A 15838-nucleotide genomic window follows, 5' to 3' on the forward strand; every position below is an offset into this window, starting at 1 on the left:
ACATCATGAAACAATTACGATTTTTATGGATTATCTCCGTTATATTTGCTGCAACCTCGTGCGGTAACAACTGGTTAGACCTCGAATCTTCCATCTCCATCGATACCGAAACCAGCATCCGGTCGCTCAAAGACATCGAATTTACCCTGAACGGCATCTACAGTACCATGCAAAACTCCGATGCCTATTCGGGACGGCTCGTCTACTATGGCGATGCAACGGGCGACGACATGCAGGCCGTCAGCTCAACCAAACGCGTAGCCAACTACTACCGTTTTAACTTTACGAAAGACAATGGCCCCTCCAGCCATTGGGCGTATCTCTATTTCATCATTCAGAACTGCAATCTGATCCTGCACAACATCGACAAAATACCCGTCGGTGAAAAAGAGAAAGGGCATGCTGCCGACCTGAAAGGGCAAACACTGGCCATACGGGGCATGGCACTGTTCGATCTGACGCGTATCTTCGGCTATCCGTATGCAAAAGACAACGGAGCGTCGCCGGGCGTAGCAATCGTAGAGACCCTCCCGGACATCCACAGCAAACCCGCACGCAATACCGTAGCCGAGTGCTACGCCAAAGTCATCGACGACCTGACGGCATCAGTCGGTCTGCTGGGCGGCAAGTTTAACAAGGGCAAGTTCAACAAATGGGCAGCCATGACCCTCCTCAGCCGCGTCTACCTCTACAAGGGCGAAAACGCTCCGGCACTGAAAACAGCCCGCGAAGCCATCGCCGGTGCGGAAAAGAACGGATATGCCTTGTGGACAAACGAAGCGTACCCGACAGCATGGAGCAACGATGCCTCGGCCGCCAGCCCGGGCGAAGTACTGTTTGAAATCGTCAACCTGACTACCGACACGCCCGGCAAGGAAAGCATGGGCTATCTTAGCTCGAAAGACGGCTACGACGACATTTGCATCACCTGCTCGTTCTATCGCCTGCTCAAGGAAGACCCCAAAGACGTGCGTCTGAAACTGCTGAGCTTCGACAAAAAGTACTATGCCTACGTAAACAAGTATCAGCCGCAGCAGAACGAAGCGATTCAAGATGCCAATATTCCGCTCATCCGCCTCTCCGAAGCATACCTCAATGCAGCCGAAGCGGCAGTTAAAACGGGCGACAATGAAACGGCCGTGAAGTATCTCGACCCGATCGTCAAACGTGCCAATCCGGCCAACACAGTCGAAGGGAAAAGTCTGACCGTTGAAGACGTCCTGAACGAACGCCGCAAAGAACTGGTCGGTGAAGGACATCGCATGTACGACGTGATTCGTAACGGAATGAAGGTAAAACGCAAGGATGTAGAGGAGCGTAACCTGAGCAAAACCAAACACGATACGCCTTACATGGAGTATGACTGGAATTTTTACATGATCGTACTCCCCATCCCCAAGAAAGAGATGGATACGAATCCGAATATGGTGCAGAATCCGGGATACGGGGGTAACTAATGTTCCTCGACCTCCTCTCTCTCGATAGAGAATGGAACGTTATCTCAGCCTTTGTTGCAATCCGTTTGCCTCGTTTCTTATCGGTAAGATTCCGGCCTTTGTGCCGGGATTGATAAGAAACGAGGCAATAAGTTTAGGGCTGTTCACTCTTTCACCTTCAGTCGGAGAATCGTTACCGAGTTGGGGGGAAATCCGTAGCGTATCGGGCGTTGCATCGGAAAGCGTATCGCCTGTCGCACAGGCTTTACCGCATCGGGATGTTTGAAGGTATTACGGCTTTCGGGACGCGCCGAGAGCTGGAGCAGTTCGGCCTCATCTTCTACTTTCCGGCCTTTCACGTCCAACGAGGTCCATTCTTCATGCATTGTCGTATTGACGACTTTCAAAATGATCGTCTTTGTATCCGGATCGTATGTAGCCACCGAAAGCAGCGAAGGAATAAACGGCAGTGTCGCTTCGGGCAGTTCAACCCGGTCAATCCGGCAGCGGATCGTCTCGTCCCGGCATTCGATCTGTACCGTGCTCCACGCATTTTTCGAGAGCGACAAGGGAACGACTTTGGTGAGTGGTTGCCGCAACGTCCCGGCACAACGATACAGCAGAGCGGCCGTATCGGTCAACACGAGCGAGACGGCACTGCGTCGCTCGTCGTTCAAGCCGTTGTCGCGCACTTGCAATCGCATGGTTGCTCCCCTCTTTAGCGGACGGACACGGACTGAGAGTGTGTAATTGCAAATCATTGAGTCGCCCAATTGCATATATTTCACACCGCCCGGCGGCTCCTCTTTTTCCGGGATGATCGACTGTATCGCTCCATCCAACGCAATTTCGCCGGCTTCAAACTCATCGCCCGAAAACGCAATGGATGCCCGACCGCAAGTTACCAACGGTTTGTGATAGGTGTTCACCTCCGTCACCAGCAACTCTTTCCCCCGGTGACCGGCAAACATCTTCAAAACATGGTATGAAGGCGTTTTAACCACACGCGACGCATCGAAGAGGATGGCCGGCGTACCGTTCAGAGGGAAGCCCGTATGTCCCAGCAACGGCGAATAGGAGACACCGCAGATATGCGCCGGACTGTGTTCGACACCGACGAGAAAAGCCGCTTCCCCCACCGCAGCACGCATCGTACCTCCCTCGTCTCCCCAAGCCGCCCCGAAAGCACCCACAAACAGTTCGGCTTTACGCAAACTTCTGATCTTTGTCTCGAAGCAGGCGCTGCCGGCCATCAGTTGATCGGCATCCATCAGGTAACGCGTATGAATCCGGTCTGCATGAAGATTCTGAACCGCCGCCGAGTCACTTGCCATGACTGCGACCTGCGGAAACGTATCCCTGAGAGCCCGCCTCAGGAAAAGATAGCGACGGGCATATTCTTCACCGTAATTCGCATCGCCGAAAGCCACATCCGACAATCCGAACGGTGCGGTATGCCCGTGTGTGGCACGCCGGCCTCCGCTCTGCGGATCCGTCGCCGGCCCGTTCGCATATGCCACCGCACCTGCGGCCCGGAGTGCCAACAACCCCATATTCCTCATATCTTCATAACGGGAACGATAACGCTGATTCAACACACCGGCATTCATCACGTATATGGGACGAGCGTTCAGGTCTTCGCACAGTTGAAGGTATTCATAAAAACCGACACCGTTCGTCGTACCGTAGCCCCAAATGCTCCAGAGCGGCTTACGCGACTCGATCGCCCCGACAGTCCCTTCCCAATCGGGAACCATAACAGACGTATAACTCTCGACAAAAGCTCCGCCCGGGAACCGGACAAACGCCGGCGAAAGCCCCGCCACCGCCTCCATCAGATCGGCGCGCAAACCGTTCGAACGCCCTTTCCACGTCTCTTTAGGAAACAATGAAACGACATCAAGGTAAAACGATGCACCGCTGTCGGCTTCAAATACCAGCGTTGCGTTACGAGCGCTGTCCGTCGCCGTAAAGGTATGACGAAAGCATGTCCACACATCCGGCATGTACACGACATGAGGTTTGCTCAGCAGCCGGCCGACCAACGTGTCGCGCAGAGCAACCGAGATGCTCCGCCCATGCCTGCCGCGCAAGTAGAACGACAAATCGTACTGCTCGCCCCGAACAAGCGCAATACCGCGAAATCCCTCCGCTACCGCCCCTCCGTATCCTCCCGAAGAAGCGACTTGCACAAACAGCGAGCGACGGTTATCTTCGTTCAAAGGATCATGCGTATCGATCGTCAGCAAAGTATTTGATGAAAGCGGCCGCCAGCCCGGAACGGTGTAAGGTGAAACGAAAGGTATTTCCCAACCGGCTGGCGTGACGAGGACATTCCGCGCCGCATCGTACAAACATCCGTAAGGTACAGCCCCATCCTCCAAACTGCGGTTACGGATCATCTCCGCATAAATTCCACCCTCTACAGCATGGTTCATCTCCTCTAACGTCACACCATACAGCGCTTCCTGCACGGGTTGCGTAGGTTTTTCCAGATCGATGATGATCGATGAAGTCACCGGCCGTTCCGGCCGGCAAGCCGTCAACAACCATACTCCTATCATCGCTATATCTCTCCATCTCATATCATTATCCCTTTCAAAATAAAATCCTCAGACGCAGCCTGTCTTCGCACAAACAAATTATGCCACACACACCTCTGCATAAGTTGCGCAAAACTACACAAAAAGTTTGTGATTTTGATGTCACCCTGTTACCAACCGACTCTCATTTGTTCAAGCGAACGACATTATCCTCCCACTGAAAAAGCGGCAAGATTAAGATATCTGCATTCGGGCTCTCATCATCTTCTACCGAATAATCATCTTTTTTCAACCGCTGATGCAGCGTTTTTGTTCTTTTATACGTCAAGGTATAAAGAGCGTTTTAAATTTAAACATGTTTTACTAAAGAGTTGGATTCAAATGAAAACACAATGGATGTGTATCGGAATCATGGCTTTGATGGGCGCCTGCACTTCCGATCAGGAAACACCCAAACCTCTGACTGAGGCTCATCCCATCATCTTGAAAAAGGCGGAAAAGATAGAAAAAGACAATGCCTTTGCCTTCGATCTGCTGCAAACGACACGCAAACACGTGACGGAAGCGAATGTCTTTATCTCGCCGTTGAGCGTAAGCATGGCGCTGAACATGACCCTGAACGGGGCGGCCGGCGTCACGGCCGATGAGATGAAAACCGCATTGCGTGAGACCGGTTATACGATGGAAGATATCAACGAATACAGCCATTCACTACGGGAAGCGCTCCTCAAAGTAGACCCTTCCACCACAATCGGAATGGCCAATTCGATCTGGTACAAACAAGGAGAATTGGTCAAGGAACCGTTTATTCTGGCCAATCGCACGCACTACGATGCGGAAGTAAAAGCCGTTGATTTTTCATCGCCCGCCACCCTCCCGGCCATTAACGGCTGGTGCGCCCGAAAAACGAACGACAAAATCACCAAGATATTGGACTATATTCCGGGAAATGCTTTTATGTATCTGATTAATGCCGTTTATTTCAAAGGCATCTGGGTGACTCAGTTCAAAAAGAGCGATACGAAACGGGCGCCTTTCCGCAAAGCGGACGGTACTACACAGGAAGTCAACATGATGGCGCAGAAAAGCACCTTCGGCTATACGACCGACGAGTGCTGTCAATACCTTGAGATGGACTACGGCAACAAAGCATTCAGCATGATCGTGATGCTGCCGAACGAAGGTCAGACAACGCGCGACGTGATCGAACAACTCGACAACAAGCATTGGAGCATGATTATAAAAGGCATTCGCCCAACACAAGTATCGCTGCGCATGCCGCGCTTCAAGACAGAGTGTAAATACGGGCTCGAGAAAAAGATACTGCCGGAGATGGGAATGAACGTGCCGTTTACGGAGACGGCTGATTTTCCCGGCATCACCGACGCTGCGATATTTATTTCACGTGTGATCCATAAGACGTTTGTGCAGGTCGATGAAGAAGGTACGGAAGCTGCTGCCGTAACAGCCGTAGAAATGGTAAAAACGTCATCCCCCTCTACCACTCCTATCAACTTCCACATAAACAAGCCGTTTGTTTTTGCCATACGCGAAAAGAGCACCGGCGTCATTCTGTTTATCGGAGAGATCGGGGAAGTGAAAGAATAGTACTTTCACCTGTCATACATAAAAAAGCCGCGTAGAGCGGCTTTTTTATTTCAATAATAAATCTTTGGCGACTTGTTCCGCCGACTCGAGCCCTTCGAGATGCTCCAGTATAGCCAACCCGAAATCGAAAACCAGTCCCGGTCCCCGACCGGTAATGATAGAACCATCGGTAACCGTCGGTACATTAACAACAGTTGCACCTTTGAGGTACTCTTCAAATCCCGGATAACATGTCGCGCGCTTGCCTTCAAGCAGTCCCAATCCGCCGAAAACGAGCGGCGCAGCGCAAATAGCTGCCAGCGGCTTGCCGGCATCGTGATGGCGCACGATTTCCTTCTTCAATGCCTCGTAATCGTTAAGCATCGGACCTCCTCCGGGCAGTACGAGCACATCGGCATCGGCATAGCTGAGGTCTTCAAATAGCGCATCGGCAACGACAGAGATATCATGCCCTCCCTTAACGGTTGCGGCACCGGTCATTGAAACCGTTACAACGTGCATTCCTCCACGGCGTAGTACATCGATTGTACCGATCGCTTCGACTTCTTCAAAGCCGGTTGCTAAAAATACATAAGCCTTTTTCATCGTTTATAAGTTTTTTGAATGGTTATTACATGCGTTTTATCTTAATGAGTAGCGATACGTGATCGTTCCGCTCTGATTATTCGTGCCCTGAATACTGTTAAACTTCGCTTTCCGAGCAGCTTCGAGCGCACTTTTTCGCATCGTGGCATGGTCGATGTTCGTTCCTTTACCGATCTCGGCCATGATGACGTTGCCTCGCGGGTCGACGGTGATATTGATCACGATCCGCCCCTCTTCCTGAATGGTGTAAGCCGGTTTGGGCAAGCCTCCCGCACCGATCGAACGACCGTTCAAGTTGAATGAACCGATACCGCCCACTCCTTCGTTTGCTCCGCTGTCGGAGTTGCCGAACGGGCTACCCTGATTGCCGCTGCCACTGGCCGCATCCCCCTGATTATTGTTCTCGCTACCTCCGGTTGAACCGAAAGCACCGGCTACGCGGTCACGGATAGCCTGCTCCTTACGCCGCTGCTCATCCGTCTGTTTCTTACGCTCCGCTTCCACCTTACGCTGCTCTGTTTCCTTTCTACGAGCCTCTTCCTGTTCTTTCTTCTCCTTCTTTTTCCGTTCCTCTTCGTTCTTCTTATTTGTGAGTGAAACAGATTCTTCCAGGTCCTGTGTGATCATTTCTTCGCGTGGAGTGGGATGGGCAGGCTGTGGCGGAGGAGCAGCCGTCATGTCGGATGAAGCCGGCTCACCACGCGGCTCAAACTGTCCGGCTGCAAGATTGACATTGCCGAAATTCACCATGATACCGCTGTCTTCCTCCGGAACGATTGTTTTAAGTACCGTAAAATAGAGGACGAGTAAAATCGACAGATGAAAAATAATCGAGCCGATCAGCGCTATGATATCATTCTTTTCAAACTTCATGGCTTGTGAGACGGTGGACGAGTAGCCAATACCACCTTGAATTTATTTTCGTTTGCGATATTCAATACTTTCACGATTTCTTTATATGGCACGGTTTCATCGGCATATAATGCAACGAACATCTCCGGCTCCTGAACGTACTGCTCCTGAAGGAAAGGAGTAATCTCGTCGAATGTCACCATCCGTTCGCGTTGCTTCCCGGCCGCAACATAATAATTTCCGGCCGCATCGATCGTAACTCGTGTAAGCGGTTTCGCTGCCGTTTGCTTCTGAGCTTGAGGCAAGGTCAGTTTGATCGCATTCGGCACGACCACGGTCGACGTGACCATAAAAAAGATCAGCAAGAGAAAGATGACGTCTGTCATTGAAGCCATGCTGAATGCTGCATTGATTTTGGTTCTTCGTTTCAACGCCATGATGTTCAGTTAGCCGGTTCGTTCAGTATGTCCATAAATTCCATCGTATTGGCCTCTAATCGATTGACAACATTGTCGACACGCGCGACCAAGTAATTGTACGCGAAAAGAGCAATGATGCCTACTACCAGACCGCCGACAGTTGTCACCAAAGCCTCGTAGATACCTCCCGACAGTAAGGATACATCCACATTCGTTCCGGCATTAGCCATATCGTAAAAAGCACGTACCATTCCGGTCACCGTGCCCAGAAAGCCGATCATCGGAGCGCCGGCTGCTGTAGTGGCAAGTACCGGAAAGCCTTTCTCCAGTTTTGCAATTTCAATATTGCCCGCATTCTCGATTGCCGCCAACACATCGTTCGTGGGACGTCCCAAACGGATAATTCCCTTTTCAATCATGCGGGCTGCCGGTGTTTTCGTCGTACGACAGAGATTGAGAGCAGAATCGACTTTCCCTTCATACACATAATCCCGGATTCGGTTCATAAACGTTTCGTCACTCTTGGCGGCCTGACGAATCACCAAAATCCGTTGAATAAAAAAGTAAATAGCGACTAAAGAAAGGATGAGGAGAACCCCCATCACCCATCCGCCTTTCAGTGCCAGGTCGATAATGTTCAGTTGCGCCTCTGTCGGGACGGTTTCCGGAGTCAGGTTCATCGGAGTTGCATTGGCCGGATTCGGCGTCACTTGTGCTAATGCTGCTAAAATGTTCATACGTTTTTCTGTTTTATATTTTTTTGTTCTTGTTTTTTTCTATCTCTGTATCAAGCAGTTTTTATAGAGCCTGATTGTTTCTTTCAAGCCGTAATAAAGAGCATCGCAGATCAAGGCGTGACCGATCGACACTTCTTCGAGCCATGGAACACGCGAGGCGAAGAAGGAAAGATTTTGCAGATTCAGATCATGACCGGCATTGATGCCGAGACCAAGTTCATGCGCACACGTAGCGGCTTCGACAAATGGGGCTACGGCAGTGTCTCTTTCTATGGCATATTGCTGTGCATACGGTTCGGTATACAGTTCGATACGGTCGGTACCTGTCCGGGCAGCCCATTCCAAATTAGTCAAATCCGTTTCGACAAAAATAGACATACGGATCTGATGGCGCTTAAACAAATCTGCCAATCCGCTCAACAACTCGAAATGCTCCTGCACCTTCCATCCCGCGTTCGACGTGAGCACATCGGGGGCATCAGGAACTAATGTAACTTGTGTCGGCTTCACATCTAATACCAGATCGATAAATGATTGACTCGGATAGCCTTCGATATTCAACTCGGTACGAATATTCGGCTTGATGGCATAGACGTCGCTGTAACGGATGTGCCTTCTGTCAGGACGGGGATGCACGGTGATACCCTGTGCTCCGAACGATTCACAATCTTTGGCAATCTGTTCTATGTCAGGAGTATTCCCGCCTCGTGCATTACGGAGGGTAGCCGCCTTATTGATGTTCACACTTAATTTTACCATGCAAGATCAGTCTTATTTCGTTCACTTACTCTATATTTGTCGAGAAATATACATGCAAATGTAGGATGAATTGAGAAATTATTAAAGAAATTCGGTGCAAAAGATTTATAAAATGAAAGTTGGATTATTCGGCAGTGGGTATCACACGGATAAATTACCGTTGATTCGCAGATTGTTCAAAAAATTAGCCGCATTGAAGGCGGAAGTCTATGTGTCGCACAATTTCTATACCTTTCTGGCCGAGTTTCCGGAAGTATGCCCGATGATTGACGGCATACTTCAAGTGCCTCCGTTCGATCTGGATATCGCATTAAGTGTCGGAGGAGACGGGACATTTCTCCGCACGGCAGAACAGATCAACAGACAGAACATTCCGATTTTAGGGATCAATACGGGACGATTGGGATTCCTGGCCGATATCGGAGCAGAGCAGATTGAAGAAACACTTGACGAACTTTATCATAAACATTATCATATAGAAGAGCGAATGTTGCTCCGGCTGGATATGGACAAACATTCGTTTGAAGGGTATAACTGCGCCTTGAACGAGGTCGCGATCCTCAAGCGTGAGACATCGTCCATGATCACGATTCATACAAGTTTGAACGATGAATACCTGACATCGTACCAGGCCGACGGGTTAGTCATTGCCACCCCCACTGGCTCTACGGCTTATTCGATGAGTGTCAACGGGCCCATCATTTTGCCACAAAGCGATAACATTGTATTAAGTCCGGTGGCGCCGCACAGCTTGAATGTACGCCCTCTCGTGGTGCCCGGATCGTATAAAATTTCGTTAAATATCGAAAGTCGCACCCATTCCTTTCTAATCTCCCTGGACGGACGTTCGCAAAGCTGTCCGACAGATGTAAGACTTTCCGTTTCTAAAGCGGATTTTTCAATACTTATTATCAATCGGTATAACCAGACTTTCTATCAAACTTTACGTGATAAATTGATGTGGGGAGCTGACAAAAGAGTTAAATAAACATAACACAGTGCATTTTTCTGCCGAAGAATTATGTTGGATAGCATAAAACGCCTTATCTTTGCATCGTGTTTTTCATGGTATTAGATTTAAGGTTAACAATGAAGATTGTGGTTGTCGTGAGACAACCATTTCTTTTTTATAGAAGTTCCTAAATTTCACCTCCCTTTTCCCTCTATCTAACTAAAACAAGAATTAATTCCGTTTTTGTCATTAACTAATGAAAAAACGCTATATTTGCACCCTAAAAAAAAGAGGAATAAGAACAAATAACATATAAATCAAGAAATTCAAATGCAAAACAAAGGATTTGTGAGAGTTTTTGCGATATTGCTTACTCTGGTTTGCCTCTATTATCTTTCTTTCTCGTTTGTGACGAGAAAATATTATAAAGAGGCGGCAGAGTATGCAAACGGAAGCTCGTCGAAGGAGAGTTTTTATTTAGACTCGTTAGCCAACAAAAAAGTGTGGTTTGGCGCTTATACGTTGAAGCAGTGCCGGGAAATGGAAGTGACCTTAGGGCTTGACCTGAAAGGGGGAATGAACGTTGTATTGGAGCTCAACGTGCCGGATGTAATCCGTTCGTTAGCCAACAACAGTCAGGATGTCAACTTCAACAAGGCATTGGAATCGGCTTATGCCCGTCAGGCAACCAGCCAGAGAAACTTTGTTGATCTGTTCGCCGAAGAGTATAAGAAGCTGGACCCGGGTGCACATCTGTCAGCCCTTTTCAGCACGTTTGAACTGAAAGAAAAAATTAATCCGCAAAGCTCTGATGATCAAGTTGTTTCCGTACTCAAAGAAGAGCTGCAAAGCGCCATCGACAACTCCTTTAATGTATTACGTACGCGTATAGACCGCTTTGGAGTTGTTTCGCCCAATATCCAGCGTCTGGAAACTGCCGGACGTATCTTGGTCGAATTGCCGGGTGTGAAAGAGCCTGCACGTGTGCGCAAACTCTTGCAGGGAAGTGCCAATCTCGAGTTTTGGGAAACGTATAACCTGACTGAGATCACCAGCAGCTGATGGCAGCCGATCAAGTGTTGGCACGTGTCTTGACGCCCGTATCGGCTGAGGCTGATACGACAGCAGCTTTCGTGCCGACTTCCGAATCGGCGGTACAAACCGACACGATGGCCTCACAAGCCACCGACTCGCTGATCGCACAGTTGGGAGGTGAGGAGCAACAAACTCCCGAAGCCAACATGTCGTTGGAAGAATACGCCAAACAACACCCGTTGTTTGCTTTGTTGCAACTGAACGTAGACCCAACCGGACGTTACCTGATTCCGGGACCAGTGGCAGGCTATGCGAGAAAAACAGATATGGAAAAGATTTCCGAATATCTGAATATGCCGCAAGTGAAAGCCGTGCTCCCGAATAACATTATCTTCCGTTGGGGTGTAAAAGCAATGGATGAGAACGATCAGTTTTATCAGTTGTATGCACTGAAAGTGACGAACCGCGACGGCACACCGGCCATGAGTGGCGATGTCGTGACGAATGCGGTGGCCGATTTTGCACAGCAGCAGATCGGACGTTCGCAGTATCAGGTGAGCATGACGATGAATGCCGAAGGAGCACGTGAATGGGCACGTCTGACGAAAGAAAACATCAAGCGAAGCATCGCAATCGTGCTGGACGGCATGGTTTATTCGGCTCCGACCGTTCAGACAGAAATTACCGGCGGACAGTCGCAGATTACGGGAGACTTTACGCAGGATGAAGGAAAAGACTTGGCCAACGTATTGAAATCCGGAAAGATGGCCGCTTCGGTAAATATCGTACAGGAAGATATCGTAGGACCGTCACTCGGTCATGAAGCGATTCAGGCGGGAGTTATCTCATTCGTTCTGGCTCTGATCATTTTGATGATCTACATGTGTGCCATCTACGGCCTTGTACCGGGTATGATCGCCAACGGCGCATTGGTGCTGAATATTTTCTTTACCATGGGTATTCTCGCATCGTTCCAAGCCGTACTGACGCTGCCGGGTATTGCCGGTATGGTGCTCACGTTGGGTATGGCCGTCGATGCAAACGTATTGATCTATGAACGTACAAAAGAAGAACTGCGTAACGGTAAACAATTGGCCAAGGCGATTGCCGACGGTTACTCGAACGCTTTCTCGGCAATTTTCGACGCTAACCTGACAACGGTCATCACAGGCATCGTATTATTCGTCTTCGGAACAGGTCCCATCCGCGGATTTGCCACGACCTTGATTATCGGCTTGATCGCTTCGTTCTTAACGGCCGTCTTCCTGACACGTCTCGTATACGAAGCATTACTGGCAAAAGACAAGATCAAGCATCTGACATTCACAACTCCGGTATCGAAAAATATTCTGACTGACCCGAAAGTAAACTTCCTCGGCAAACGGAAAATCGGATATCTGATCCCGCTAATTATCATTGTTCTCGGTATGGTATCGATGTTTACCGTAGGGTTGAATAACGGCATCGACTTTACAGGAGGACGGAATTATGTGATCCGTTTCGATAAGGACGTACGCACGGACGAAATCCGTTCAGCACTGGAGCCGCAGTTGCAGGGTGGATCGGTAGGGGTAATTACAATCGGCTCCCAGAATCAGGTACGCGTATCTACGAACTATCGTATTGCAGACAATGCGCAGGATGTAGACGATGATATTACCGGAAAGCTGTATGCCGGTCTCCAATCCTTCTTGCCGGAGGGTACCACATTCGAACAGTTTACCTCCGACCATATTCAAAGTTCGCAAAAGGTAGGACCAAGTATGGCCGATGACATCAAAAACAGCGCATTCATGGCTGTGATTTTCGCCATGTTCTGTATGGCTTTGTATATCCTCGTTCGTTTCCGCGACGTCGCTTTCTCGATCGGCGTATTCGTGTCTGTTGCAGTAACGACTTTGTGCATCATCGCATTCTATACGCTGCTATGGAAGATTATGCCGTTTTCCATGGAGGTCGATCAGACATTTATTGCCGCTATCCTGACGGTAATCGGCTACTCGATCAACGATACCGTGGTTGTCTTCGACCGTATCCGCGAGACGATTCAGAACTATCCGAAACGGGATCGCTATCAGGTAATCAACGACTCCTTGAACTCTACGCTTGCACGTACCTTCAGTACGTCAATCTCCACGTTTATCGTTGTATTTATTATTTTCCTGTTGGGAGGGTCTACGATTCAAAGCTTTACGTTCGCGATCCTGTTAGGCGTGATCGTCGGCACGTATTCCACGCTGTTTGTGGCAACCCCGATTGCTTACGAAATTCAGAAACGTAAATTCAAAACGGCAGAGCATGCTTCGGCAGTAGCTGCTACGGCGTAATTTCGTATTACATAAATTGAAAAGAGGCAGTTTTTCATCAACGCGATGAAGCTGCCTTTTTTTGGTTCGCTTAGCACGAACATTCTCTAATCGGTGTAAGTCCGTAACACGCCCGATAGCGGGAAGTGTATAGCCCGGAGTGGGCAAGGGTGTCCATAGTGATATGGAATCTGAAATGTCTGACAGGGCGTCTTTCTTACTGGCATGCCGTCGAGCCGGATAATGCGTATGTGATTCGGTTGTTAAAAGCACTCAAAGAGTTGAGCCATTGAGTTGGCAGCTTCTTTCACTCGATAGCAAGTGTTTTATTTTATAGTACTCGCTTAAAACGAAATATCGATACCAACATCAACGGTGTTGTAATCTTTCCGCACGGGCACAATAGGGGCAGTATCGTAGATGATCCGATAGGCCCCGCGTATTCCTATTGTGGGTGTAATGTTGTATTTGAGATCAATAGCTCCTCCAAAGCGTGCCTTCTTAAAATAGCTGTCAGGCTTTCCTTGATGAATGGCCGTAGTTATAAGTTCCCAATGCTCACCCAACCGATGTCTGAAACTGACAGACAGGTGGCTTTTGATACTACGGCTGTAGGCATACGTTCCCGCAAAGAGGCTAGAGGCAGGGTGTTCCCACTTTTCGAACTCGAAAAATACTCCCACGGTTGCAAACATGAGACAGTTATCACTATTTACCAGCCGATAACGCGACTGTAAACCCGTAGAAATCTTATATTTCATTCCTCTACTCTCTGCCCATTGCGACTCGACATAAGGATAAACCTCAAAGGCATGATGCAACAAATAGCGGTATTCGGTGTGTACATATCCTCCGCTTACGGTTACTTTATTGCCGTAGGTAGAGAACTCAAGCTTATTAATCAAATTGATTACTCGACTGTGCTTTATCAGCAGATTGAGATTGGTGGTATTTTTGAAGGTGAACACATTCTCTTTTTCGGTTTTGAAATCCAATACGGGTAATATTGTTCCTTGTATATTTTTGGTGCTGTCTATGTTCATTGTAAGATTTTCGGAGAAGAGCATTTGCGAATATATCGGAAGTGAAACCGACAATATCAATAGAATATAAAATAGTCGTTTCATTGTTGATCTATACATTATTTATAAATTAAAGTGATAAAGGCTGTGAAAAGTAATCAAGTGCACAGAAGAGAAGGAATCTGTTTTTTGCGAGTAGCAACACAACCAATTCGTTTCATTATAGTTACATAAAAGAACCTCAGCGGATGCCTTTACTACACCCCTGAGGTTCTTTTAAATAACTTGTTCCATTGCCGGATTTCGTCTATTGTTCAGTCATCCGTTCGTCGTTGAATCGGTGAAATCTTTTACATGGCTGTGAAAGAGGCCAAGAAGCCACAGACAATCCCTGGGAAGTTGGCTATAACGATTGGCCAATCCTTTTTCTTACGAATAAAACCATATCCTACCCACAGTACACAGTTGATGCCTGCGACCATTGGCTGAAGCCAATCACCTTTATGTCCAGAGAGATTGGAGTCAATCTCTGGAATGTAAGAAATACGTGAGTTCGGGATAATGTTTATTAAAATAAGACCATCTGTTTGGTTTGTTGTATGGTGTATCCATAAATGACTTCAGGTTTATTGTCGTAAAAACAGTATGCAGCTATAGCAGAGACTAGATTCATGATGAAGTTATTGATTGATCGATGCCTTGAGTGTACAAGTTTGCCTGTGTTTTTCAGCATATCATTGATGCATTCTATGATGTATCTTTTCCTTAACATGATCCTGTCCCACAAGGGCATAAGTCTGTTCTTCATATTTGCCTTGATTCCGGTTACAAGATGGATGCCGTCATCAAACAGGCTTTCAAAGAGTTTAGGGGAGATATATCCCTTATCTGCAAAGAGTTTTCCGTATAGTTCTTTAGCCAAAACCTGCCAGACTTTCGGGTTTCTGTCATCCACGTTAGCGCCTGTAAGACAAAACGTAATAAACTCTCCACGATCATTGCATACGAAATGAAGTTTAAATCCGTGACACCATCCCATGGTACCTTTTCCGTTCGTGGCTATACCTTTGAATACTTTATTGGCATAACGCCTCAAATTATGGCAGACAGGAATCATCGTGCTGTCCACAAAGCTGATGCCCGTACATCTTCCAAAGGCATAGAGTTTAAGAAAGAGCATGAGTTTGAAGAACACGCGGCTTTCAAGCTCCACAAAGCGATTGTACGACACAGCCGAAGGGAACTCGGAGCGCAAATGCACTTTGATGAAATGCAAATAATAATGTTTGAAATTAGCAAAGGTTCCGAAATGAAACACCAGCAAAATAGTCATAATTTCACTGTCACTAAGTGAGGCTTTACGACGTCTGCGAGCCTTTGGGGAACCGGTAGGAAGCGAATGATGTTGCATTTCCGCATCAAAATTCTTGCTAAACTCATCAAGAATGCAAAATATTTCCGTAATTTTATCCTTGGTAATCATATGGGTGTATTTTTGTAATTTGTTATTTTTCAAGATTAAAGATACAAAATAATCCTGTGATTACCAACTTTTATAAGACTTTTCTTATCCCGAACTCACGT

General features: G+C 47.9%; 12 protein-coding genes and 1 pseudogene. 5 read left to right on the forward strand and 8 right to left on the reverse strand.

Translation table 11 applies throughout. The features are described from left to right. Positions 1-5 precede the first annotated feature (5 nt). Positions 6-1457, forward strand: a complete 1452-nt coding sequence (locus tag BFO_RS12850) for a RagB/SusD family nutrient uptake outer membrane protein (protein WP_014226214.1) — start codon at positions 6-8, stop codon at positions 1455-1457. Positions 1458-1600: 143 nt separating this feature from the next. Here BFO_RS12850 and BFO_RS12855 read toward each other — a convergent pair whose 3' ends face one another. Beyond that, positions 1601-4021, reverse strand: coding sequence for an alpha-L-arabinofuranosidase C-terminal domain-containing protein (locus BFO_RS12855; protein WP_041590946.1), 2421 nt, complete (start codon positions 4019-4021; stop codon positions 1601-1603). 339 nt (positions 4022-4360) lie between these two features. On the opposite strand from BFO_RS12855, the gene BFO_RS12860 reads away from it, so the two are divergent. After that, positions 4361-5587, forward strand: a complete 1227-nt coding sequence (locus BFO_RS12860) for a serpin family protein (protein ID WP_041590947.1) — start codon at positions 4361-4363, stop codon at positions 5585-5587. Positions 5588-5632: 45 nt separating this feature from the next. On the opposite strand, the gene BFO_RS12865 is transcribed toward BFO_RS12860, so the two are convergent. From BFO_RS12865 to BFO_RS12885, 5 genes are read right to left on the reverse strand one after another with little or no spacing between them, the layout of a single operon-like run. Further along, positions 5633-6172 carry a DJ-1 family glyoxalase III gene (locus BFO_RS12865; RefSeq protein WP_014226218.1) on the reverse strand — a complete coding sequence of 180 codons (540 nt, stop codon included), beginning with the start codon at positions 6170-6172 and terminating at the stop codon, positions 5633-5635. Between the two features lie 36 nt (positions 6173-6208). Next, entirely contained in the window at positions 6209-7045 is an 837-nt protein-coding gene (locus BFO_RS12870) for an energy transducer TonB family protein (RefSeq protein ID WP_014226219.1), read from the reverse strand. Then, positions 7042-7461 carry an ExbD/TolR family protein gene (locus BFO_RS12875; RefSeq protein WP_014226220.1) on the reverse strand — a complete coding sequence of 140 codons (420 nt, stop codon included), beginning with the start codon at positions 7459-7461 and terminating at the stop codon, positions 7042-7044. The genes BFO_RS12870 and BFO_RS12875 overlap by 4 nt, the downstream gene beginning before the upstream one ends. A 5-nt stretch (positions 7462-7466) precedes the next feature. Beyond that, positions 7467-8180: a MotA/TolQ/ExbB proton channel family protein gene (locus BFO_RS12880; RefSeq protein ID WP_014226221.1), complete on the reverse strand. Its 714-nt coding sequence runs from the start codon at positions 8178-8180 to the stop codon at positions 7467-7469. Between the two features lie 39 nt (positions 8181-8219). Continuing rightward, positions 8220-8939: a pyridoxine 5'-phosphate synthase gene (locus BFO_RS12885; RefSeq protein ID WP_014226222.1), complete on the reverse strand. Its 720-nt coding sequence runs from the start codon at positions 8937-8939 to the stop codon at positions 8220-8222. 112 nt (positions 8940-9051) lie between these two features. On the opposite strand from BFO_RS12885, the gene BFO_RS12890 reads away from it, so the two are divergent. The 3 genes and pseudogenes from BFO_RS12890 to BFO_RS16420 all read left to right on the forward strand — a co-directional run bounded on the left by BFO_RS12890 (position 9052) and on the right by BFO_RS16420 (position 13525). Then, a complete protein-coding gene (locus tag BFO_RS12890; protein ID WP_014226223.1) occupies positions 9052-9927 on the forward strand; it encodes an NAD kinase in 876 nt (291 codons plus the stop codon). 294 nt (positions 9928-10221) lie between these two features. Continuing rightward, a pseudogene (gene secDF, locus BFO_RS14230) lies at positions 10222-13253 on the forward strand (protein translocase subunit SecDF). Positions 13254-13402: 149 nt separating this feature from the next. After that, entirely contained in the window at positions 13403-13525 is a 123-nt protein-coding gene (locus tag BFO_RS16420) for a hypothetical protein (RefSeq protein WP_262508926.1), read from the forward strand. Between the two features lie 51 nt (positions 13526-13576). On the opposite strand, the gene BFO_RS12900 is transcribed toward BFO_RS16420, so the two are convergent. Together BFO_RS12900 and BFO_RS12905 are read right to left on the reverse strand one after the other, a co-directional pair. Further along, positions 13577-14359, reverse strand: a complete 783-nt coding sequence (locus BFO_RS12900; RefSeq protein ID WP_014226225.1) for a DUF481 domain-containing protein — start codon at positions 14357-14359, stop codon at positions 13577-13579. A 463-nt stretch (positions 14360-14822) separates the two neighbouring features. Then, positions 14823-15737, reverse strand: a complete 915-nt coding sequence (locus BFO_RS12905; RefSeq protein ID WP_014226226.1) for an IS982 family transposase — start codon at positions 15735-15737, stop codon at positions 14823-14825. Positions 15738-15838 lie beyond the last annotated feature (101 nt).

Source organism: Tannerella forsythia 92A2 (genome assembly GCF_000238215.1).
In the GTDB taxonomy this organism is placed as follows: Bacteria; Bacteroidota; Bacteroidia; order Bacteroidales; family Tannerellaceae; genus Tannerella; species Tannerella forsythia.